Source organism: Rhodobacteraceae bacterium Araon29 (assembly GCA_039640505.1).
Taxonomy (GTDB): Bacteria; Pseudomonadota; Alphaproteobacteria; order Rhodobacterales; family Rhodobacteraceae; genus CABZJG01.
The window spans coordinates 3,352,165-3,375,605 of record CP046865.1; the positions used below are offsets into that span (position 1 = coordinate 3,352,165).

A 23,441-nucleotide genomic window follows, 5' to 3' on the forward strand; every position below is an offset into this window, starting at 1 on the left:
GCTTGCAATTACCGAGTAAATTCAACAAAATTATGGCCTTAATTGGGCTTTCTTAAAATTTCCTCCAAAGAATGCCATTGGCGATATATTTGGCAATATACTTATTGGAACGATGCATGAAATGGTGAATACTCACTGTAAATATTTGCAAGATAGGTCATTTCAAATGCCAATTCATTTCGGCAGTTTATGAAAACCCTGCGCCGCATTGCTTTTTCACTGCTTGCTGCTTTGGCGCTCTACAACCTGGCGGCAGTCATTGGCGCCATTGTTCCAGATGTGGCAAGAAAACAAACACAAGGCGCGGGCGACATTGAGGTTCTACTCTACACAGGTCCGATACATTATGATTTTCTAATTCCTGCCGTTCCAGAATCACGCGCCGCCTTTAGTTTTGCTGAGCAGCAAGGCCTGCCTGTAAATGACCCTAGGCTAGGCTGGTTCGTAGTGGGATGGGGTGCGCGCGCATTTTACACAACCATGGGCGGCTACGGCGATGTCACCGCCCAAGCCGTTTGGAAAGCCATCACCGGCGATACCGCCACTATCAGAATAGATAGTGTGGGCACTCTAAGGGCAGACTTGGATGTCCTCCGCCTAAAAATGACCGAGCAGGAATTTTCAAGATTTCTCTTGGCAATAAACGCCAGTTTCAAGCAATCGGATGATCAGACAAGATTGCCGATTGATGCGCAGTTGACCGGCACAGATATTTTTTATGAGGCCGAGGGAACATTCAACATGTTCATCACGTGCAACACATGGATTAGCCAAATATTGCGCGACGCGGGGTTTCAGTTCGGGTACTGGACCCCGATGCCCTATGCGGTCACATTATCGCATTGGCTTTGGCAAAAAGAGGATTGACCCAACAAACAAAAACCCACAGCACAAACGACGCTGGGAAAAGACGACCATATCTCAGCTTCTTTACACTAAGAGCATAACAATAAGCATGATTTGGCAAAAACCAGCTCTGGACGCTTGTGCAGCAAACCTCTATCACCCCCTTCAAGAACGTTAGATTAAAAGGGCTCTATCATGTCGCGCTATTCCGCTGCAGAAATCGAAGCAAAATGGCAAAAGGCTTGGGAACAGGCCGATGTTTTCAAAGCTGAGCGCGATGAAAGCCGGCCCAAATATTATGTGCTTGAAATGTTTCCCTATCCATCGGGCAAACTACACATGGGTCACGTGCGAAATTACACATTGGGCGATGTAGTCGCGCGCTATAAGATGAGCACCGGCCATAACGTTCTGCACCCCATGGGCTGGGATGCTTTTGGAATGCCAGCGGAAAATGCCGCTATGGAAATTGGCGGCCACCCCAAAGAGTGGACCTATAAAAATATTGACGATATGCGGGATTTGATGAAGCCGCTGGGCCTGTCGTTTGACTGGTCACGTGAATTCGCCACCTGCGATCCGGAATATTATGGTCAGCAACAGGCGCTGTTTTTGGATTTTCTAGAGGCCGGTCTGGTCTACCGCAAAAACGCCGTGGTCAACTGGGATCCGGTGGATATGACCGTTCTGGCCAATGAACAGGTCGAACAGGGCCGTGGGTGGCGATCAGGCGCTGTTGTCGAACGGCGTGAGCTGACGCAATGGTTTTTCAAAATCTCCGATCATGCAGAAGAGCTTTTAACGGCTTTGGACGGGCTTGATGACTGGCCCGCCAAGGTCAAACTGATGCAATCGAACTGGATCGGTAAATCGCGCGGGCTCGAATTTGCCTTTGACGTGATCGATGCTCCGGCAGAGCATGCTGACATCAAGGTCTACACCACGCGCCCGGATACGCTTTTGGGTGCCTCGTTCGTGGGGATTTCAGCTGATCATCCCCTCGCCCGCGCGCTTGAGGCAGACAATTCAGACATCGCTGCCTTTAATGCCGAATGCCGGCAAATGAGCACTTCAGAAGCGGATATGGAAAAGGCCGATAAAAAAGGCATCGACACAGGTCTTCGCGTACGCCATCCGCTCAATCCCAATTGGGAATTGCCGGTCTGGATCGCCAATTTCATCTTGATGGATTATGGCACCGGGGCGATTTTTGCCTGTCCTGCGCATGACCAACGCGATCTTGATTTTGCCCGCAAATATGAACTGCCGGTGATTGATACCTTTTATGCCATCGACAATGAAACTCCGGTCGCGAATGAGGCCTTCGTTCCACCAAAAACCGAAAAAGTAAAATGGGTCGATCATTTTGCCGGTCTTGATATTGCCACAGGACAAGAGGCGATAGATGCCACAATTGCCTTTGCTGAAAAGGAAGGCTGGGGCACAGGCGTGACCAACTTCCGCTTGCGCGATTGGGGGCTGAGCCGTCAGCGCTATTGGGGCTGCCCGATCCCGGTCATTCACTGCGAAAAATGCGGTGTAGTGCCAGAAAAGAAAGAAAACCTGCCTGTTCGTTTGCCCGATGACGTTAAATTTGACCGCCCGGGCAATCCGCTTGATCGCCATCCAACATGGCGTGATTGTGTGTGCAGCAAATGCGGTGGCCCAGCCAAACGCGAAACCGATACCATGGACACATTTGTGGACAGCTCTTGGTATTTTGCCCGCTTTACATCACCGCGTGCAGAGACTCCAACCGATCTGGGTGATCTGGATTACTGGATGAATGTGGACCAGTATATTGGCGGCATCGAACATGCGATTCTGCACCTGCTCTATTCACGCTTTTTCATGCGCGCGATGCAGATCACGGGTCACTTGCCTAAAAACAAAGAGGTAGAGCCGTTTAACGCGCTCTTTACCCAAGGCATGGTCACGCATGAGATCTATCAAACCCGCGATGCTAATGGCGGCCGTCCCATCTATCATCTGCCCGAAGATGTCAAAGATGGTAAACTGGCCGATGGCACCAAGGTTGAGGTGCTGCCGCCTGCCAAAATGTCCAAGTCGAAAAAGAACGTAGTTGATCCAGTGGATATTATTGCCGCTTACGGCGCCGATACCGCCCGCTGGTTTGTGCTGTCAGACAGCCCCCCCGAGCGCGATGTAGAATGGAGCGCGAGCGGCGCTGATGCGGCGCAAAAGCACCTTTCGCGGGTCTGGACGCTTTGCAATCGGATCAAGGATATGGCCGTGGATGCCGCCGGAGAAGGCGACGACACGCTGCTGCGCGAGATGCATAAAACCATTCGCGATGTCACCTTGGGCCTTGAAAGTTTTGGCTTTAATGCCGCGATTGCAAAGCTTTACAGCTTTACCAACACCCTGTCCAAATCCAAAGCCGGTGCTGCTGTGCAGCGCCAAGCGGTGATAACCTTGGCGCAGTTGATGTCACCTATGACACCGCATTTGGCCGAAGATATTTGGGCCCATCAGGGCGGAGAAGGGCTTTTGGTCAACGCACCTTGGCCAGTAGCGGATGAGAGCCTGCTAGTGGAAACCACTGTGACTGTGCCGGTTCAGGTCAACGGCAAACGGCGTGCGGAAATCGTGATCGCCAAGGATCTTGATAAATCCGAGGTTGAAAAGCTGGCGCTAAACGAAGAAGCTATCATTAGGGCGCTTGATGGGGCCGCGCCCAAAAAGGTGATTGTGGTGCCCGGACGGATTGTGAATGTGGTGGTATAAAGACAGTTTTTATCTGAACTTACCAGCCGATCGGAGGGGCATTTTCAGTTTGCCCAGCCACCTGAATTTAATGACCTGTGCCCGAAAAGATATTTTCTTTCATAGACTTAGACCTAAAGTAGGTTTCCAGTGAAGCTGGCGGGGCGGCAAGCAAACGGGTATTTTGCCAAGCCTGAAACGAACCGCAGTGGGCTTTTGATATATGGCGCTGACGCAATGCGGGTGGCGCTAAAGCGGCAACAGGTGATCGCAGCACTGATCGGCCCTGAAGGCGAAGCAGAAATGCGGCTGACACGGATTGCAGCAGGCGAGCTGCGCAAAGACCCTGCCATGCTGAACGATGCGATCAAAGCGCAAAGCTTTTTTCCCGGCCCGAGGGTCGCCTTTGTCGAAGACGCCGCAGATGGGCTGACCAAGATTATCACCGCGGCGCTTGAGGACTGGTCCGACGGGGATGCACAGATTATCGTGACCGCAAACCAGTTGCGCGCCAGCTCAAGCCTGCGAAAACTGTTTGAAAAGCACCCGAATGCCTATGCCGCTGGCATTTATGACGACCCGCCAACCCGTGATGAGATCGAGGCAGAATTGCGCACCGCCGGTCTGCGCGACCTGCCCCGTAACGCGCTCGAAGCGCTTGGCGCTTTGGCGCGGATGATCCCCCCCGGAGATTTTCGCCAAACCATTGAAAAGATTGCCCTCTATAAGTTTGGCGATGACAGCCCGCTGTCTCCGGACGAGATTGATTTATGCGCCCCACTTTCACAGGAAACCGGCATAGATGATGTGCTGAACTGTGTGGCCGAAGGACGCACAGAAGAGATCGGGCCGGTGATGCAAAGACTGCGCTCACAAGGTATTCAGCCAGTGAGCTTATGTATCAACGCAACGCGGCATTTCAAGCTGCTCTATACTGCGGCTTCTGATCCGGGCGGGGTTTCAGCTGGTATTGGCAAGTTGCGGCCACCGGTCTATGGGCCGCGGCGCGACCGGCTGCAACGGCAAGCCACGCGCTGGGGCGCACAGCGCGCAAAACGGGCGCTGAGCATGCTGACGGATGTTGACTTGCAGCTTCGCTCAGCCAATCAAAATTCTCCAGCGATGGCGGTGGTTGAGCGCGCAATGGTGCGACTTGCAATGGTCGCCCAGCGCTAGAAAAGGCGCGTATTATAGCATTATAAGCACCTATAAATTGCTCTATTTCAAGCATCTGTTTCGCGTCGGTATCGCGGCAGTATCGCGGTGGTGCAGTAAAAGGCGATTAAATCTTCTTTCGGGCGGCTTTATAAGGCGCTCAGATCAAGCGGGTGTAAGCCCAATGCACTTCGTTCTGCTTTTCGATAAAGTCGGTTGGTCCGCCATCTTTGGCAGCGGACCATTCACATCGGGGTATCAGTTAAATTTAGCCTCCAGAAAAGCCAGCATTTGTTCCGGATATTTGTTGAAATACTGATAGGCATCAAAACGCTGTTCATTGCCAAAAGGTTTGCCTTTTTCCTCGCCAATCCAGATCATTTCCTTTTCGGTCGGGGTGAGGTTGTAAATCAACTCAATATCATTTTTTCCGGTTTCGGTATCATAGGTGTATTGATCTTTGCGCACCTGAGCAAAAAGCACCGGAACCGTCATGCTTTGTGCATCTTTAAGCGTATCAGCAAAGCGGAAGCCGAATTGTTTTTCCTGTTCCGTCTCGACCGCCTCGGCCAGGTCCATACCGGTTTTGATTTTGATGAAGCGTGAAATCATGTTGAAGGACACAGTGGGCTGATTGGCAACCAAGGCCTTAATTTGCGGATCAGCGAATAATTCGGGCGCTTTGCGCCATGCTTTAAACGTGGCGTTTGCACCCATGCACTGGCTGAGAAACGCAATCTCGTCATCGCCAAAATCAGCGTGCGCTTTGACATAATTAAGCGAACCGATCACATCTTGCCATTCTGTTGTTCCCACGCCGACAGGGGCTTCTGTGCCTTGGGCATTCTTACCAATACCGCCGTCGCTATCGCCTTGGCCCCGGTGGTCATACATCACCACATTATAACCCGCGGTGTGCAGATGTTTCACCATGGGTAGAAACTCTGCTGTAACCCCGTCAAGGCCTTCGGTCGAGCCATAGCGGGTGGTGGTCAGAGGATGATTGACGATAATGGTTTTGTCAGAGGCCATTGGTGCAGGGATTTCCCAAGCGCTTAGACGAATATTATCCGGTGTCATAATGTCAACGTCCTGATAGCTCATGCCATAATCTGAGGGGTTTTTGACATTTTCCAAACGCTTGGGGGACACCCGTAGTTTTACAATTTGGCTAACGTAAATGCGCTCTTTCAGACCAGCAAAATTGGTGGTCCATACCAAAGCCAGCAACAGGCCAATCACGACCACTGAAGCAGCTAAAATTTTAATATAGAAATACATTTTTTTATCCTTTCTAAATGCAGGGTTTTCCAATTGCAAAAATGCCTAAAGACTTGCGCTAAACGCCATTGCGCGGTTAAAGGGCTGGACGATGCGGCACAATTGCGCTGCATTCGAACAGTGTGAAATGGTTAGGGTGACTGCAAACATTTCAATGTTTACAGTGTAAACTTTAAGTGCCACAATGGGGCAGTAGCGTCAAGTCAATATTTACAGTGTAAACTTTTAATTTGATGTAGGGTTGATGACAAACACAAAAAAATATCATCACGGCAATCTAAAAGCCGCACTCATTACGGCGGGTTTGGAAATTCTGGCAGAATCGGGATTATCGGGCCTGTCGTTGCGCAATTGTGCGGATCGCGCGGGGGTTAGCCATACAGCCCCTAAAAACCATTTTGGCAATATCACCGGATTGCTCACTGCGCTGGCGGCTTGCGGCTATGAAATGCTTTTCGGGTTCATGCAGCGCGATTTAAGCGCCGATGCAAAGCGTAGCGAGCGCCGCAATGCCGCGCTTATAGGATATGTTGAGTTCGCCGCAGGCCATCCTGCGCTTTTCGAGTTGATGTTTTCAAAACGCAAAATCAATGGGGATGATCCTGTTCTTAAGGCGCCGATTGGCACCTGTTTGATAATATTACAAGATATTTCCAAAGGACTTGTCTGGGATAAATCAGATCTGCAAGACGCCGATCAACGCGCCCAGACGATGCTGTGGAGCATGGTGCACGGCTATGCCCAACTGGTTGCATCGGGCACTTTGAAAGCGGAAACAATGAACGGGTTGGGCGTGCTTGATGTCTTGCCGCAGTTTCACGACAGCGACCCCGGTCAAACCCATTAAAAAAGCCTCCGGAATGATCCGAAGGCCTAATAATTTTCTGCTTTTAAAAGCCTCGATTACCGGCGGTTGCCCAACCCGATATCGTCTCCCAAAGCCACCATGTCCGACAACATCTTAGCCGCATCATCCACGGGTCCAGGTTGATTTTCAAAGGTTTCTTTAGCCTTGCCATAGAAATTCTCAGCTTCTTTGATCATCTCATCATAGGTTTCTTGGGTCATTTCAGACCGCAGAACCGCTTTTTCAGCCAATACGGAAAGCCCTTCGCCGATCTCGACAAATCCGCCGGTGACCACATAATCCTTATCGCCCTCTTCACTGCTAACACGCAGCACGCCGGGGCGCAGGGTTGTGATCATCGGCATATGGCCTGGCATCGCGGTTAGATCGCCTTCGACACCTGGAATTTGCACCGCGGTGACTTGACCGGATGCAAGGCGCCGCTCGGGGCTAACCAGATCGAATTGCATAGTCTGTGCCATCATGGCCTCCTTTAGGCCGCGTCTGCTGCCATTTTCTCGGCTTTAGCGATCACTTCTTCAATGCCGCCAACCATATAGAACGCACCTTCAGGAAGGTGGTCATATTCACCGGCAACAACAGCTTTGAACGAAGAAATTGTATCCTCAAGCGGCACCTGAACCCCGTCAGAGCCGGTGAACACTTTCGCCACGTCAAACGGCTGGCTGAGGAAACGCTGAATTTTACGTGCACGGGCAACGGCCAATTTGTCTTCTTCGCTCAGCTCGTCCATACCAAGGATCGCGATAATATCCTGCAAGGACTTATAGCGCTGTAAAATTCCCTGAACGTCACGGGCCACTTGATAATGCTCTTCACCCACAACCGATGGGTCCATCAGACGCGAGGTCGAGTCCAGCGGGTCAACCGCAGGATAAATACCAAGCTCGGAAATCGCACGGCTGAGAACAGTGGTCGCATCAAGGTGCGCAAACGAGGTGGCTGGCGCAGGGTCGGTCAAATCGTCCGCAGGTACGTAAATCGCCTGAACCGATGTGATCGATCCGGATTTGGTCGATGTAATACGCTCTTGCAGCGCGCCCATGTCGGTGGCCAGCGTTGGCTGGTAACCAACCGCCGAAGGAATACGGCCGAGAAGCGCAGAGACCTCGGAACCGGCTTGCGTAAAGCGGAAGATGTTATCCACAAAGAACAGAACGTCTGTTCCGGACTGGTCCCGGAACTGCTCGGCCAATGTCAGACCGGTCAGCGCCACACGGGCACGCGCTCCGGGAGGTTCGTTCATCTGGCCGTAAACCAGCGCCACTTGGGATTCCGACAGGTTATCAGGGTTGATAACGTTGCTCTCGATCATTTCGTGGTAAAGGTCATTACCTTCACGGGTCCGCTCGCCCACACCGGCAAACACCGAAAAGCCCGAGTGCACTTTGGCAATGTTGTTGATCAATTCCATGATAAGAACTGTTTTACCAACACCGGCACCACCGAACAGACCGATTTTACCGCCCTTTGCGTAGGGGGCCAGAAGGTCGATCACTTTAATCCCGGTGATCAACACTTCGGATTCGGTAGATTGTTCGGAAAATTCCGGAGCGGGTTGGTGGATGGCGCGGGTTTCAGTGGCCTCAACAGGGCCCTGCTCGTCCACGGGTTCGCCAACCACGTTCAAAATACGTCCCAAAGTCGCATTGCCGACCGGTACCGAAATTGGTCCGCCTGTGTCTGTCACTTCTTGACCGCGCACCAGACCCTCAGAGGCGTCCATCGCGATTGTGCGAACAGTGTTTTCACCAAGGTGCTGAGCCACTTCAAGAACCAATGTTCTACCATTGTTATCCGTGTTCAATGCGTTGAGGATTTCAGGCAGTTGATCATCAAACTGCACGTCGACAACGGCGCCGATCACCTGAGTGATTTTGCCTTTTGCGTTTGCCATAGTTCGTCTCCGGTTCTTTACAGCGCTTCTGCGCCCGAAATAATTTCAATAAGCTCGTTAGTAATCACAGCTTGACGCGAGCGGTTATATTCGATCGTCAGCCTGTCGATCATATCGCCCGCATTGCGCGTGGCGTTATCCATTGCGGACATCCGTGCACCTTGTTCAGAGGCAGCGTTTTCCAGCAGCGCCGCGAACATCTGTGTCGCCACTCCGCGCGGCAAAAGATCGGCAAGGATTGCCTCTTCGCCGGGTTCGTATTCGTAAAACGTTGATCCGCTTGGCTCATCACTGGCGTCAAACTTTGCCGGAATGATTTGCTGCGCGGTCGGGATTTGGCTGACCACATTTTCGAACTGCGCGTAAAACATTGTTGCCACATCAAATTCGCCATCTTCAAAGCGCGTTAAGATGCCTTTGGCGATATTTTGAGCGTTTTCATACCCGATCCGTTTGATTTCAGTCAGGTCAACATGGTCGATAAAATATTCGCCAAACTCGCGGCGCATACTGTCACGACCTTTTTTACCGACTGTGACGATTTTCACCGATTTACCAGCCGCCATCAGTTCCGTTGCCCGCTGTTTGGCCAGCTTGGCGATATTGGCATTAAAACCGCCACACAGTCCACGCTCTGCGGTCAAAACCACCAGCAGATGGTTTTGCTCACTTCCGGTGCCGCGCAGCAAAAGCGGCGCGCTTTCAGACGAACCGACCGATGCGGCCAAGGCGCCCATGACGGCGTTAAAGCGTTCTGAATATGGACGCGATGCCTCGGCAGCTTCTTGGGCACGGCGCAATTTTGCCGCCGCGACCATCTGCATCGCCTTGGTGATCTTGCGCGTATTCTTGACGCTTGCGATCCGGTTTTTTAAGTCCTTTAGACTTGGCATAGCCTCTTCCCCTTACGCGAAATCAGCAGCGTATTCGTCCAGAGCCGCACGGATTTTATCTTCCGCTTCCCCTTTGACTTTTGGATCTTCAGTAGTGATGTGATCCAAAAGATCGCTGTGGTTGCTGCGAAGATGTGCAACCAGACCGGTTTCGAACCGACCGACATCCTGAACACTGATTTTATCCAGATAGCCTTTGGTACCTGCGTAGATCACGCAGACAATCTCGGCGTTGGTCAGCGGCGAGTATTGTGGCTGTTTCATCAGTTCTGTCAGACGCGCGCCGCGGTTTAGCAAGGCTTGTGTGGAGGCATCCAGATCAGAGCCGAACTGCGCAAACGCCGCCATTTCGCGGTACTGAGCCAATTCCAGTTTCACCGGACCGGCGACAGACTTCATCGCAGATGTTTGCGCCGATGATCCAACACGAGACACCGACAGACCTGTGTTCACCGCAGGGCGAATACCCTGGTAAAAGAGTTCGGTTTCCAAAAAGATCTGACCGTCTGTGATCGAAATCACGTTGGTCGGAATAAAGGCCGACACGTCGCCGCCTTGGGTTTCGATGATCGGCAGCGCAGTAAGCGAGCCAGCGCCATGATCTTCGTTCAGTTTCGCTGAACGCTCAAGCAGGCGCGAGTGAAGATAGAAAACGTCGCCAGGATAGGCTTCACGTCCGGGTGGGCGGCGAAGCAGCAGGGACATCTGACGATACGATACCGCCTGTTTGGACAGATCATCATAAATGATCAGCGCGTGGCGGCCATTGTCGCGGAAATATTCCGCCATGGATGTCGCCGAATAGGGCGCAAGAAACTGCATTGGCGCCGGATCGGATGCGGTCGCCGCAACCACGATAGAATACGCCATCGCGCCGGTTTCTTCGAGCTTTTTCACCAGCTGCGCAACGGTCGAACGCTTTTGCCCGATCGCAACATAAACACAGTAAAGCTTTTTGCTTTCATCATCACCAGCGGCATCATTGTATGATTTCTGGTTCAGAATCGTATCCAGAGCCACGGCGGTTTTACCGGTTTGACGGTCGCCGATGATCAATTCGCGCTGGCCACGGCCAATCGGGATCATCGCGTCAACAGATTTTAGGCCTGTTGCCATCGGCTCGTGTACCGATTTACGCGGGATGATACCCGGCGCTTTGACGTCCGCAACGCGGCGTTCTTTGGTTTTGATCGGCCCTTTGCCATCCAAAGGATTGCCCAGACCATCAACCACACGGCCCAAAAGTGCATCGCCCGCAGGCACATCCACAATCGAATTGGTCCGCTTGACCACATCGCCTTCTTTAATGTCGCGGTCGGTACCGAAGATAACAACACCAACATTGTCTGTTTCAAGGTTCAAGGCCATGCCCTGAATACCACCAGGAAACTCGACCATCTCACCGGCTTGAACATTGTCCAAACCGTATACACGGGCAATCCCGTCACCAACAGACAGCACACGGCCAACTTCGGCAACTTCGGCCTCTTGACCAAAATTACTGATCTGTTCTTTTAGGATTGCGGAAATTTCGGCTGCTTGGATGCCCATTTACCCGACCTCTTTCATTACGTTCTGTAGGGAATTAAGTTTGGACCTAATCGACGTGTCGATCATTTTCGAGCCCACTTTAACAACAAGACCGCCTATCAACTCTTGATCGACGGTCGCATCAATTTTGACATTTTTGCCGATGCGCGATTTGATCGCCGCGGCCAATTTGTCAGATTGGGTTTTGGTCATGGCTTTGGCTGAAATAACCTCGGCTGTAACCTCGCCTTTGTCTTCTGCAATAAGATCATGCAAGCGATCCAACAGCTGCGGCAAAACAAACAACCGGCGCTTGGATGCCATTAATCCGAGTGCGCTCGCGAGCATCGGCATCAGCTTCATTTTAGCAGCAATGCCCGCAATGGCTGTGCTTTGATCTTCGCGGCTATAAAGCGGCGAGCTGATCAGCACTCTGAAATCTTCACTGTCTGCGAGCGCCGCGCGCACATCATCTATATTGCTTTCGAGTTTCTTTAAATCCGAAGCGTCTTTGGCGAGTTCAAAAACAGCCGTCGCGTAGCGCGCGGCAATTCCGGATGAGATCGAAGCTGGTTCGGACACGTCCACCCTTTCGATATCTGGCCCCATTGCCAAGACCACAAAAGGCGGCTCTGGGGGCGTTACAAGCGGCTGCCGAAGCAAACCATCAAAATCGGCGTGGGTGTAACAGAGCATGTGCGGCGTAGCAACCGCCCAATTAAGAATAATTCAATCTCAGAAACCCTTAAAAATATGAACTTAGAGAAACTGCGACCGAATGCATCAATCTAAGGCGCGAAAATCCTTCAAAAATCTATCGTCATGGCGATTCTTTTTGCAGTATGCTTTGGATGTTTTGCTGCACCGATAAGGCCGGTTTCGGCTTTGGTTCCGCCAGTCCTTCTAGCACACGCAAAGGCCGTTTGGCTGGTAACGGCGTTTTGCTTGAGTGCATGGGCTGAACGCGTTTGCTAGCCTCGACAATCAAAACCCCGCCCGCCAAAAACGGCAGTCCTTTGCCAATCCGCTCAAAAACTGGTGCTATTTTTTGCCACCAACGGCGCTGCGATGGCAACTGATACAGCGCCGCAGTGGATTTTTCCGGCAGAAACCCATGCACCCTAAGCAGCGTTTCAAGCTGCGATGCGCTATAGGGCCGGCCAAAGCCCATCGGGGTCTTTTCGCTGCGCGACCATAGTCCGGCTCTGTTCGGGACAATAAAAAGCGCGCGCCCCCCGGGCCCCAACACGCGACGCGCTTCTTCAAGCATCGTCGCCGCATCATCGCTGGCCTCTAGGCCGTGCAAGACCAAAAGCCGATCCACATGGCCGGTTTCCAGCGGCCAGAAACGTTCATCAATCAGAACCGCGTGATTGGCGGCTCCACTAGGCCAAGCAATCACGCCTTGCGGCCCCGGCATCAAGGCGACCACCCGCCGTGATTTGGCCAGAAACGGACGAAGAAGCGGCACAGCAAAGCCAAAGCCAACAACCGTCTGGCCAGTTGTGTCCGGCCAGATTTTTAGCACAGTTGCGCGCAAGCTGCGTTGGACCGCACGGCCCAAAGCCTGCCGATAGTAAAAATTTCGTAACTCTTGCACATCAAGATGCATTGCCACGCTCCTAATCATGGGCCACACTAACAATACCACTGCGGAAATCAACGGAATTGAAATGTCTTTTAAGCTTGTGACCATCCCCTGTCTGTCGGATAATTACGCATTCGTGCTGCATGATGACGCCTCTGACCAAACACTGCTGGTCGATGTGCCTGAGGCCGCGCCGATTATCGCCGAGTTGGCAAAGCGCAACTGGCATGTCAGCCACGTGCTGCTGACCCATCACCATCCAGACCATGTGCAGGGGTTGCAAGAGCTTCTGGATGTGCATCCTGCACAAGTGGTTGGCGCGGCCGCAGACGCCCACCGTCTGCCCGCTTTGGATTTGGCATTGAGCGAAGGCGATCCATTTACCTTCGCCGGAGAAGAGGCAACAGTTTACGATGTCTCTGGGCATACCTTGGGCCATATTGCTGTGTATTTCCCCAAGTCCGGCATCGCATTTACAGCCGATAGCTTGATGGCGCTTGGGTGCGGCCGGCTGTTCGAAGGCAGCGCCGCACAAATGTGGGATAGCCTGTCAAAACTGATGCGGCTGCCGCCGGCTACAATCATATGCTCTGGTCATGAATATACCGCCGCCAATGCCCGCTTTGCGCTTAGTATTGAGCCAGGCAATGAAAATCTAGTTGCGCGCGCGGCAAAGGTTGATGACACCCGGAAAAAAAATCACCCAACAGTTCCGTCAAAATTATCCGAAGAATTGGCCACCAATCCGTTTTTGCGGCCCCATAGCGCGGAAATTCGAAACCGCTTAGAAATGGAAAATAATAGCGATTCACAGGTCTTTGCAGAAATTCGACGTAGAAAAGACACATTTTGAGGTAAAAATATCCTGTGCAAAAGGACTATTTTCAAATATCTGGCATAGATTTCGCAGAAAGGACTTGAAGACCCGCTAAGATAAACCAAACTAAGTAGGGAAAACCAAAACGATTGAGGCCTCGCCTCAACCACAATCTAAATAGGAGCGCGCCACGTGCCTTCATTTTCGACCACGCTTGAACATTCCATCCACGCAGCACTGGCTTTGGCCAACGACAGGTCGCATGAATTTGCCACCCTAGAACACTTGCTGCTGTCCTTGTTGGACGAACCGGATGCGATTCGCGTGCTGCGGGCCTGTGATGTGGATTTGGATGAATTGCGCGGTAATCTGGTTGAATTTATCGAAGGTGATCTGGCTTCATTGGTCACCGATGTAGAAGGCTCTGAAGCCGTTCCAACAGCCGCCTTTCAGCGGGTGATCCAGCGCGCAGCGATCCATGTCCAATCCTCGGGCCGCACTGAAGTAACCGGCGCAAATGTGCTGGTTGCGATTTTTGCCGAACGCGAATCGAACGCCGCCTATTTCCTGCAGGATCAGGATATGACCCGTTATGACGCGGTGAATTTCATCGCCCATGGTGTTGCCAAAGATCCCAATTTTGGCGAAGCACGCTCGGTATCGGGCGCTGGCGATATGGATGATGACGAGGCCACAGACCGCGGCAAAAGCGATGAAAAGAACGAATCCGCACTTGGAAAATACTGCGTCGATTTAAACGCCAAGGCGCTAGAGGGCGATATTGATCCGCTAATCGGGCGCAGCCATGAAGTTGAGCGCTGTGTTCAGGTGCTCTGCCGTCGGCGTAAAAACAACCCACTTTTGGTGGGCGACCCCGGCGTTGGCAAAACTGCGATTGCAGAAGGGCTAGCGCGCAAGGTCGTGGCAGGGGATACCCCCGCTGTGCTGTCTGAAACCACTATTTTCTCACTGGATATGGGCGCGCTTTTGGCTGGCACCCGATATCGCGGTGATTTCGAAGAGCGGCTCAAGGCGGTGATTACAGAATTAGAGGCCCATCCGGATGGAATTCTGTTTATTGATGAAATTCACACCGTAATTGGGGCTGGTGCAACCTCTGGCGGGGCTATGGATGCCTCAAACCTGCTAAAGCCAGCGCTTCAGGGCGGCAAATTGCGCACCATGGGGTCAACCACATACAAAGAATACCGTCAGCATTTTGAAAAAGACCGCGCTCTCAGCCGCCGGTTTCAGAAAATTGACGTGAATGAGCCAAGCGTTGATGACACCATTAAAATCCTGCGCGGCATCAAAACCTATTTCGAAGAGCATCACAGCATCAAATACACCGCCGATGCGATCAAATCCGCAGTTGAGCTGTCGGCGCGCTATATCACCGACCGTAAACTACCCGATAAAGCCATTGACGTGATTGATGAAGCGGGCGCGGCCCAGCATCTGGTGGCCGAAAGCAAACGGCGCAAAACTATCGGTATCAAGGAAATTGAAGCTGTGGTGGCCAAAATCGCCCGCATTCCACCAAAGAATGTCAGCAAAGATGATGCTGCTGTGCTGAAAGACCTGGAAGTCAGTCTGAAACGGGTGGTGTTTGGTCAGGACCAAGCCATCGACGCGCTGTCTTCGGCGATCAAACTGGCCCGTGCGGGTCTGCGCGAGCCGGAAAAACCCATTGGAAGCTATCTTTTTGCAGGTCCAACAGGGGTTGGTAAAACCGAAGTTGCAAAACAGCTCGCAGATGTTCTTGGCGTGGAAATGCTGCGCTTTGATATGTCCGAGTACATGGAAAAACATGCGGTTAGCCGGCTGATCGGGGCGCCTCCGGGCTATGTCGGATTTGATCAGGGCGGTCAGTTGACCGACGGAGTGGATCAGCATCCGCATTGTGTTCTGCTGCTTGATGAGATCGAAAAAGCCCACCCGGATGTCTATAACATTCTATTGCAGGTGATGGATCACGGCACCCTGACCGACCATAACGGCCGGTCGGTTGATTTCCGCAATGTGGTCTTGATCATGACCTCAAATGCTGGTGCATCCGAAATGGCCAAATCAGCGATCGGCTTTGGCCGCGATCGGCGCGAAGGCGAAGACACTGCTGCCATCGAGCGCACGTTCACGCCCGAGTTTCGCAACCGTCTGGATGCGGTGGTGAGTTTTTCACCGCTGCCCAAGGATGTCATTTTGCAAGTGGTCGAGAAATTCGTATTGCAGCTCGAAGCGCAATTGATGGATCGCCACGTTTCAATTGAACTCAGCCGCGCAGCCGCCGAATGGCTGGCTGACAAAGGCTATGACGAGAAAATGGGTGCACGGCCACTTGGACGTGTCATTCAAGAGCATATCAAAAAGCCGCTGGCCGAAGAGTTGCTTTTTGGCAAACTTGCCAAAGGCGGACTGGTTAAAGTGGGTGTCAGCAAAGGCGAACTCAAGCTGACCCTCGAAGGTCCGCAAAATCCACGGCTGTCGGGCGATAAGCCGCCCTTGTTAACAGCAGACTGATCCGCCTAAGAGTGAGGGTTTAGATCCCCAAGCAAGGGGACTAAACCCGATGCGCAACCTTATCACCGCTCTGTCAGTTTAATCTCGATCCGGCGGTTTTGCGCCCGCGCTTGGGTGGTGTTCGCGGTATTTACTGGCTGAAATTCCCCAAAACCATTGGCGGCCAAACGGCCAGCCGGAATTTGCAATTGGGTGATCATAAATTTGACCACCGACAGAGCACGTGCTTGGCTTAGCTCCCAGTTATCGCGATAGCGCCCGGTGCCAGACAAAGGCAGATTATCCGTATGTCCGTCAACCCGGATAACCCAGTCAATCCCGTCAGGAATATCCGACATCACGCGCTGCAGGATGCGCCCCACTTTGGTAATCTCATCCTCACCTTTGCCTGATAGACGTGCCTGTGCCGGCCGAAACAAAACCTCTGAGGAAAATACAAAGCGGTCGCCGACAACGCGCACGCCTTCTTCGGCGGCCAAAACTTCGCGCAGACGGCCAAAAAACTCGGATTTATATTTGGCCAATTCTTCGGCCTGACTGGCCAGTGAATTGCGCTCTTCTTCAAGCTTTTTGCGCGCCGCTTCTTCAAGCTTTAAGCGTTTACGCTGCTCTGAAGCCGCCCGCGCCAGTGCCGCATTCAGCCGGTTACCTAGATTTTGCAACTGAACTTGGTTGTTTGCATCCAGCTCTTCTGACACCTCAAGCAAGGCCTGCAATTGGCCTAGCTGTTTGCGCAGTTCGCTGACCTGCTGATTAAGAAGGGCGGATTGCTTTTCGGCCTTCAGCAAATCTTGCGCGCGCTTATCAAGCGTTGCGGCTTTCTCGGCCAGTTGCTCTTTCGCGTTTTGCAGCAGAATTTGGCGCTCTACCGACTCGTTTAGGCGGGTTTGGGATAACTGATCCGCCGCCAGCTTCGCCGCAAGCGCCTGCTGCAACTGATCTTGAACTTTTTTGCGGTCGGTTTCGGCGTCTAGTTTAGCGGCCAGTGCAGCAGCAAGATCCGCCTCTAGGCTGCGCCGCGCCGCATCATCTGTCTGTTTTTGTGTTGCCAGTTGGGTTTCTAGACGAACAGCCTCATCTGCAGCGCTATCGCGGGCCTGCTCGGCTACGCTTAAGGCGTTCAGCGCTTGGGCCAATTGCGCCTGTGTATCGGACCGCTGTTTATCAATCGCCAGCTTGTCGGCCACGGCCGAGGCAAGATCAGCCTCAAGACTGCGCTGCGCATCACTGCTGGTTTGCTCAAGTTTGCGCAGCGCCTCTTGCAACTGTTCAATATCGGTTGCCGCGCGGTTGCGGTCCGCATCGGCAGCGGTCAAATTCACCAAAGCCTGCGCCAGTTTCTGGTTCAATGCCTCGGCTTCGCTCATGGCCTTGGCCCGCGCGGCCTGTTCATTGCGCAGCGCGGATTGTGTGTCGCTTAGGGTGCCTTGGGTGTCCCTCAATTGGTCTTTTGTTTCAGCAGATTGTGCCTCAGCTTGGTTAAGGCTGAGCAAAAGCGCAGCAATCTTTTGCTCTAAAGTGGCATTTTTCTCTTGCCCGTTGGCGGCTGCCTGTTCTGCTCGCTGCAACTCTTCGCGGGTCTGCGCAAGCCGGTCTTGCAGCGCCAGTGACCGGTCAGATTTCTCTAACCGATCTTGGTTGAGCCGCTCGATATCTTCCAGCGCGCTTGACAGCTGAAGCTGAAGCTTTTCAGCAAGCGATTGCGCCGATTGGCGCGCCTGATTTAGAGTCGCAACCTGATCTTGGGCCCGTGATAATTCGGTCTGCAATGCACTCAGCTGCGCCGCTTTATCCTCATCTGATCCCAAAGCGATCTTTAGCGCGGCCTGCAGTTCACTGATCTGCATTTCAAGCATCTGCTGACGCGCCAAGGCGGCGGCCAAAGCGACCTCGGATTGATCAAAGGCGGCTTTGACCTGCTGACCGGTGGTTTCAAGATCGGATATTGCCTGGCTTTGGCTATCAACTTTTAGATTGGCCGCTTCCAATGCCAAAAGTGTTTCTTGAAGCATCTGGTCAAGGTCGGCTTTTGCGGCCTCTGCTGCGGCAAGTATGATTAATGTTTCTTCTGCTTTGCGCCGCTGTTCTTCCAACACCAACGTCATGGCGGTCAGCTCGGCAGTGGCATTTTCAAGCTGTTTGCGCAGCTCTTGGGCGACCTGACTGGACACCAGACGCGCGGCTTCTTCTTCGGTCAGAATATCTTTGAGCTTTACAAGATCTTCACTTTGCTGCGCGATCTGGGTTTCATTTTCCGCCTTTGCCGCTTCGAGCGAAGCAATATAGGCAGTCAGCGCCTCACGCTCTGCGGCTTTGCGCCTTGCGTCTTCTGTGGCGCTGTCAATTTCACTTCGGGCACTGGCAAGGGCCAAATTCAATTGCTCTTGCTGGCTCAGTAATTCAACCTTTTCCGCCTCAAGCGTGGTGATTTGTTGATTTGATTTATTCTGCGCGGCCAACAGCGAGGCAACCTGTTCTTCAAAGCTTGCAATTCTTTGGCTGGCCTGTGCCAGTTGGTCTGCCGTATCGTCGCGCTGCTGAGTGAGCTGTGCGATCAACTGCGATTGCGCCGTAACCTCGGCCTGGGTGTCACCCAAGGTCGCGTTGAGCGTGCCAAGTTCGGTTTCAAGCGTTTTGACTTTGTCGCGCTCCATGCCCAGTGCTTCGGCAATTGCAGCAATTTCCGCACTAAGAGTGTTCAACTCGCTTTCCTGACCGGTGATGGTTTCACGCAGCACAAACTGCACCACCATAAAAATGGTCAGCACGAACATCAGCACAAGTAGCAAGCCGGTCATCGCATCCACGAACCCCGGCCAGATCGAGGCTTGGAAGCGCTGCCCTGTGCGTCGCGAGAGCGCCATTTTTAATCCTTTGTTTTCTTCGGCTTGGCGGGCTGCATTTCAGCCTTTTCAAAATCCTCAGTGGCTTTCAATATGGCATTGGTCAAAGCGGCAAAATCAGAGCGTAGGGCGCTGATGCTTTCCTGCCGCCCCGCGGAAATTTCTTCGGTAAGATGAAGCATTTGCACATCAATCGAGCGCAGACGCATCCGGCTTTCCGCATCCATGGCATCACTGCGTTCCTTTTTGCCCAGTACCTCGATCAGCTTTTCCTGACCTTCGGCAACTTGTGATAACGCCATCGCACCGGGGGTATTGGCCTCAAGCCTCTGACCAAGCCTGTCTATGGTATCTGCGAGCGTGCTCAGCTTTTCATCCACCAACGCCCGGGCACCATCACTTTGGGCGAACATGGCCTGCAGGGCATCCATTTGATCAGCCATCTGGTTAACCACACCAAGCGCCATATTTTGCTCGGGCGTTCCCTCGCCATCTCCGGATGAAAATCCAAGGCGGGTGATGCTTGATAGCCATTCTTCCAATTCACGGTAAAAGCGGTTTTGGCCGTGACCGGCAAAAAGCTCTAAAAGCCCGACCACCAGCGATCCTGCAAGTCCCAGCAAGGACGAAGCAAACGCGACACCCATACCGGCCAGCTGACTTTCAAGACCATTCATCAACCGGCTAAAGACGGCAAAGCCGGACTCGCCCTCTTGTGGGGCGAGCGAACGGATGGTTTCCACCAAAGCCGGTACCGTGGTGGCCAGACCATAAAACGTGCCAAGCAAACCAAGGAAAATTAGCAGATTCACAATATAGCGCGTGATCTCACGCACTTCTTCGATGCGGGTACCAACCGAATCCAAAATGGATCGTGTTGAGGCCGCTCCGATCTGCATCTGCGCACCGCGCGCGCGCAAAAGTGTTGCCAAAGGGGCCAAAAGCTGCGGTGCTTTAGACGAAACGCTGCCCTTTTCACGGGCAAAGTTTTCAATCCAGCGCACCGAAGAAATCAATTGCACAACCTGTACAAAACAGCTGATTACCCCGATTGCAAAAACAAATATAATAAAGCCGTTAAGCCATAGGTTTGATTGCACCACCGGCATCACGCTTGGCGCGGCAATCACCGCCCCAAAGGCTGTAAGCCCAACCACGATTAGCATCAGCATGACCTGACGCACGGGCTGTGAAAATTGTAATTTGTCTTCGAGGTTCGACTGATCCATGCGGTCAGGTCCTACTACCAATTGATTTATGGCCCACCCTAAAGTGCATCTGCGCCAGAGCCAAGGATTTCATCATGCCTTGCTCGAACTTGAGTAACAAGCCATTGCAAATCTGCATCTTCAAGACCCAATTTAGTGATCTGGGCGACCGTATTAAAGAGATACTCTGAATTTGGCCCCATCCCCCCTTTAGCCGCAGCAATAATCTGTGCCTGTTCGGTCAAAGGAATAGACCCGCAATATTGGACATGACCGGGATCAATGACATAGGTCAGCGCCGCAACCGACTGCCCCGAGCGCAAGGCGACCGGAACCGTTTTTTCGAGATAGGCCGAAGAAACCAATTCACGCTCGCGCAAATAGGCCAAGGTGGTGGCTTCGGCAGATTTCGCCACCCGAAAGGCAAGCCCGTCACAACTGCCACCGGCTGTTTGATCAAGCGCCAAGACCAATCCCGGATGCTCAACCGTGCCCCGATGATGGATCGAGCGCATGCAGAAACTACGTTGATAGCCCTCAAGCCGCGCGAGGGCTGTTTCCACATAGTCAAAGCCGGGATTCCACAGCAACGATCCGTAGCCGAACACCCACATATCCATTTCACTGGCCCTTCTGGTTTTGCGTCTGTAAACACGATTTTATCCGCAACCGAAAGGGCTGGCTGCATGTTTCGAATGTTACTGATCATCTTTTTGGCCGCGCTGCTTTGGTCTGCTGCCTGGTTTTGGGGCGGGGCCAGCAACAAAATGCGAATCACAACTTGGATTTCTGACCAGCAACAAGCCGGTTACGACATTGGGTTTTCCGACCTTTCACAGCTCGGGTTTCCGAATCGGTATGATATGACCATGCAAAACCCAAAGCTGTCAGCGGCCAACCCTGGACTTGATTGGCGCGCAGATTTTATTCAAATAATGCGGCTAAGTTATCAACCGGACCACCATATTTTGGTATGGCCAGACACCCAGAAGATAACTTTTAATAAGCGCAATTTTGATATGCGCCACCAAGGATTAAGAGCTTCGGTTGTGACCCGTGATCCGGGTCAGTTCCGGCTGTCGACCGAAGCCAGAGATATCGTGATTTCATCCTCAGGCCGCCAATGGCTCGCGGCGCAGGATTTGCAGTTTTCCATCGTGGAAACCGCAACAGGCGTAAAAGTCTATATTCGGCTCAAAGACGTTAAACTTGACGAGGGCGCGCAGGAGGGCGAAATGCGCTTATTGTTCGATATTAGCGGCCAAGCGCTTGGATTTAACGGCCTGTTGCCACAGCTTCGCCCGAATGAAACTTTCGAAGTTTCTAACATCAAGTTGGGCATAAATGATGTCGATGTTACGCTTGAGGGCTGGCTGTCTCTTGGCTTGGACACAGGACTGCGCGGCCGACTGCAAGCAGATCAGAAACACTGGCAAATCGTTAAATCGCTTCTTGGTTCCGCCCTTCCAGAAAACCAGCCAGATAAGGGATTTTCCCGCTCAGGTCTAACCATAGCCCCCTATGACGATGCGGCCGTGAATTAAATTCCGTAAACCACCTCGGCAGATCACTTGTCCGGTTCCGGATTCATATTTTGTTGGCAAGTGGATAAAAATTGTTACTATAGGGCATTGCACAGAGACCGCGCATCACAAATAGGCCGTGTAACGAAATGCCCGCCCGGTCACGATTTCACACAAAAAGGAGAAGTTCATGTCAAAACTAACTTCCAAGTTTTTAACCGCCACTGCTTTGGCGATTGCCTCGGTTACCGGCACCAGTTTGGCCGCTCAGAATGAACTGACGATCGCAATTCAGCTTGAGCCACCGCATCTTGATCCCACCAGCGCAGCCGCCGGTGCGATCGACAGTGTACTTTACTCCAATGTTTTTGAAGGCCTGACGCGGTTTGCCTCGGACGGGGCGATCATTTCCGGATTGGCAAAATCATGGGATATTTCCGCAGATGGGACCGAATACACCTTTCACCTGCATAGCGGTGTGACGTTCCACGACGGCACTGCGATGGATGCCGAAGATGTAAAGTTTTCGCTTGATCGCGCGCGCGGCGAAGACAGCACCAATGCCCAAAAAGCTCTGTTTTCCGGCATCACCGATGTGAGCGTTGTCGATAGCACAACCGTCAAAGTCAATTTGGATCAGGCCAACGGCAGCTTTTTGTTCAACATGGCATGGGGGGATGCTGTAATTGTGGCCCCTGAAAGTATTGAGGGCATTAAAAATAATCCGGTCGGCACCGGCGCGTTCAAATTCGTCAACTGGGTGCAGGGCGACCGCATCGAGCTGGCGCGTAACGGCGACTATTGGGGCGCAGCGCCCGCATTGGATGCGGCCACGTTCAAGTTCATCTCGGATCCAACGGCTGCCTTTGCAGCGGTGATGGCGCAGGATGTGGATGTCTTTGCTGGCTTCCCGGCGCCGGAAAACCTGCCACAGTTTGAAGCGGATGCACGCTTTCAGGTGCTGTCTGGTTCAACCGAGGGCGAAACCATTTTGTCGACCAACAACAAAATGCCGCCTCTGGATAATGTCAAAGTGCGCAAAGCCATTGCCCATGCGATTGATCGCCAAGCAATTATCGACGGTGCAATGTTTGGCTACGGGACCCCGATTGGCACCCATTTCGCACCGCACAACCCCGATTATGTCGATTTGACAGGAAACTCAGCCTATGACCCCGAGCTGTCCAAGCAGCTTCTGGCCGAGGCCGGCTTTCCAGACGGGTTTGAAACCACGCTCAAACTTCCACCCCCCTCATATGCACGGCGCGGCGGTGAAATTATCGCAGCGCAATTGCGCGAAGTTGGGATTGAAACCGAGATCAGCAATCTTGAGTGGGCGCAATGGCTTGAGCAGGTGTTCCGCGGCAAGGATTATGGCCTAACTATTGTCAGCCACACCGAACCGATGGACATCGGCATTTATGCGCGGCCTGAGTATTACTTCCAATACGACAACCCTGCATTCCAAGCCCTAATGACCGAACTGAATGCGGAAAGCGATCCGGCCAAACGCAGCGCAATGTTGCAAAAGGCACAGCGGATCATTTCCGACGATTACGTCAACGGCTATCTGTTCGAGCTGGCATATTCGACCGTTGCCGATGCCAAAATACGTGGGCTTTGGGTCAATGCGCCAACTCAAGCCAATGATCTAACAGGGGTCAGTTGGGCCAACTAAATCGGAACATGAAGACCTAAAATCTGTAAAAGGGGGCAAATCTGCCCCCTTTTTTTTGCCATTTTAC

General features: G+C 52.6%; 18 protein-coding genes. 8 read left to right on the forward strand and 10 right to left on the reverse strand.

Annotation, left to right across the window (positions count from 1 at the left end; translation table 11 throughout):
• Nucleotides 1-189 precede the first annotated feature (189 nt).
• The 3 genes from GN278_16290 to GN278_16300 all read left to right on the forward strand — a co-directional run bounded on the left by GN278_16290 (nucleotide 190) and on the right by GN278_16300 (nucleotide 4,749).
• Entirely contained in the window at nucleotides 190-867 is a 678-nt protein-coding gene (locus GN278_16290; GenBank protein XAT62187.1) for a TIGR02117 family protein, read from the forward strand.
• 174 nt (nucleotides 868-1,041) lie between these two features.
• The gene (locus tag GN278_16295; GenBank protein XAT62188.1) at nucleotides 1,042-3,594 is read left to right on the forward strand and encodes a leucine--tRNA ligase; all 2,553 of its coding nucleotides are present in this window, start codon (nucleotides 1,042-1,044) and stop codon (nucleotides 3,592-3,594) included.
• Between the two features lie 129 nt (nucleotides 3,595-3,723).
• A complete protein-coding gene (locus tag GN278_16300) occupies nucleotides 3,724-4,749 on the forward strand; it encodes a DNA polymerase III subunit delta (protein XAT62189.1) in 1,026 nt (341 codons plus the stop codon).
• Nucleotides 4,750-4,986: 237 nt separating this feature from the next.
• Here GN278_16300 and GN278_16305 read toward each other — a convergent pair whose 3' ends face one another.
• A complete protein-coding gene (locus tag GN278_16305) occupies nucleotides 4,987-6,009 on the reverse strand; it encodes a hypothetical protein (GenBank protein XAT62190.1) in 1,023 nt (340 codons plus the stop codon).
• 244 nt (nucleotides 6,010-6,253) lie between these two features.
• On the opposite strand from GN278_16305, the gene GN278_16310 reads away from it, so the two are divergent.
• On the forward strand, nucleotides 6,254-6,856 hold the full coding sequence (locus GN278_16310; protein ID XAT62191.1) for a TetR family transcriptional regulator: 603 nt from the start codon (nucleotides 6,254-6,256) through the stop codon (nucleotides 6,854-6,856).
• A gap of 56 nt (nucleotides 6,857-6,912) precedes the next feature.
• Here GN278_16310 and GN278_16315 read toward each other — a convergent pair whose 3' ends face one another.
• The 6 genes from GN278_16315 to GN278_16340 all read right to left on the reverse strand — a co-directional run bounded on the left by GN278_16315 (nucleotide 6,913) and on the right by GN278_16340 (nucleotide 12,809).
• Nucleotides 6,913-7,338 carry a F0F1 ATP synthase subunit epsilon gene (locus GN278_16315; GenBank protein XAT62192.1) on the reverse strand — a complete coding sequence of 142 codons (426 nt, stop codon included), beginning with the start codon at nucleotides 7,336-7,338 and terminating at the stop codon, nucleotides 6,913-6,915.
• Nucleotides 7,339-7,349: 11 nt separating this feature from the next.
• Complete coding sequence (gene atpD / locus GN278_16320) at nucleotides 7,350-8,774, reverse strand: F0F1 ATP synthase subunit beta (protein XAT62193.1); 1,425 nt, start codon at nucleotides 8,772-8,774, stop codon at nucleotides 7,350-7,352.
• Between the two features lie 17 nt (nucleotides 8,775-8,791).
• Complete coding sequence (locus tag GN278_16325) at nucleotides 8,792-9,667, reverse strand: F0F1 ATP synthase subunit gamma (GenBank protein XAT62194.1); 876 nt, start codon at nucleotides 9,665-9,667, stop codon at nucleotides 8,792-8,794.
• Nucleotides 9,668-9,679: 12 nt separating this feature from the next.
• A complete protein-coding gene (locus GN278_16330; GenBank protein XAT62195.1) occupies nucleotides 9,680-11,218 on the reverse strand; it encodes a F0F1 ATP synthase subunit alpha in 1,539 nt (512 codons plus the stop codon).
• Nucleotides 11,219-11,779: a F0F1 ATP synthase subunit delta gene (locus GN278_16335; protein XAT62715.1), complete on the reverse strand. Its 561-nt coding sequence runs from the start codon at nucleotides 11,777-11,779 to the stop codon at nucleotides 11,219-11,221.
• A gap of 238 nt (nucleotides 11,780-12,017) precedes the next feature.
• Nucleotides 12,018-12,809, reverse strand: a complete 792-nt coding sequence (locus tag GN278_16340) for a hypothetical protein (GenBank protein XAT62196.1) — start codon at nucleotides 12,807-12,809, stop codon at nucleotides 12,018-12,020.
• A gap of 61 nt (nucleotides 12,810-12,870) precedes the next feature.
• On the opposite strand from GN278_16340, the gene gloB reads away from it, so the two are divergent.
• Together gloB and clpA are read left to right on the forward strand one after the other, a co-directional pair.
• The gene (gene gloB / locus GN278_16345; GenBank protein ID XAT62197.1) at nucleotides 12,871-13,638 is read left to right on the forward strand and encodes a hydroxyacylglutathione hydrolase; all 768 of its coding nucleotides are present in this window, start codon (nucleotides 12,871-12,873) and stop codon (nucleotides 13,636-13,638) included.
• 156 nt (nucleotides 13,639-13,794) lie between these two features.
• Nucleotides 13,795-16,122 (forward strand): ATP-dependent Clp protease ATP-binding subunit ClpA, encoded by a 2,328-nt coding sequence (gene clpA, locus GN278_16350; GenBank protein XAT62198.1) that lies wholly within the window; start codon nucleotides 13,795-13,797, stop codon nucleotides 16,120-16,122.
• 62 nt (nucleotides 16,123-16,184) lie between these two features.
• Here clpA and GN278_16355 read toward each other — a convergent pair whose 3' ends face one another.
• Genes GN278_16355 through GN278_16365 form a run of 3 tightly spaced genes read right to left on the reverse strand, consistent with a single transcriptional unit; the run spans nucleotide 16,185 to nucleotide 20,793 of the window.
• Nucleotides 16,185-18,986, reverse strand: coding sequence for a peptidoglycan -binding protein (locus GN278_16355; protein ID XAT62199.1), 2,802 nt, complete (start codon nucleotides 18,984-18,986; stop codon nucleotides 16,185-16,187).
• Between the two features lie 2 nt (nucleotides 18,987-18,988).
• Nucleotides 18,989-20,194, reverse strand: coding sequence for a biopolymer transporter ExbB (locus GN278_16360; protein ID XAT62200.1), 1,206 nt, complete (start codon nucleotides 20,192-20,194; stop codon nucleotides 18,989-18,991).
• A gap of 38 nt (nucleotides 20,195-20,232) precedes the next feature.
• Nucleotides 20,233-20,793, reverse strand: a complete 561-nt coding sequence (locus GN278_16365) for a gamma-glutamylcyclotransferase (protein ID XAT62201.1) — start codon at nucleotides 20,791-20,793, stop codon at nucleotides 20,233-20,235.
• A 66-nt stretch (nucleotides 20,794-20,859) separates the two neighbouring features.
• Here GN278_16365 and GN278_16370 point away from each other — a divergent pair, with 66 nt between their 5' ends.
• On the forward strand, nucleotides 20,860-21,717 hold the full coding sequence (locus tag GN278_16370) for a DUF2125 domain-containing protein (GenBank protein XAT62202.1): 858 nt from the start codon (nucleotides 20,860-20,862) through the stop codon (nucleotides 21,715-21,717).
• Between the two features lie 169 nt (nucleotides 21,718-21,886).
• Nucleotides 21,887-23,374: an ABC transporter substrate-binding protein gene (locus GN278_16375; protein XAT62203.1), complete on the forward strand. Its 1,488-nt coding sequence runs from the start codon at nucleotides 21,887-21,889 to the stop codon at nucleotides 23,372-23,374.
• Nucleotides 23,375-23,441: the final 67 nt, after the last annotated feature.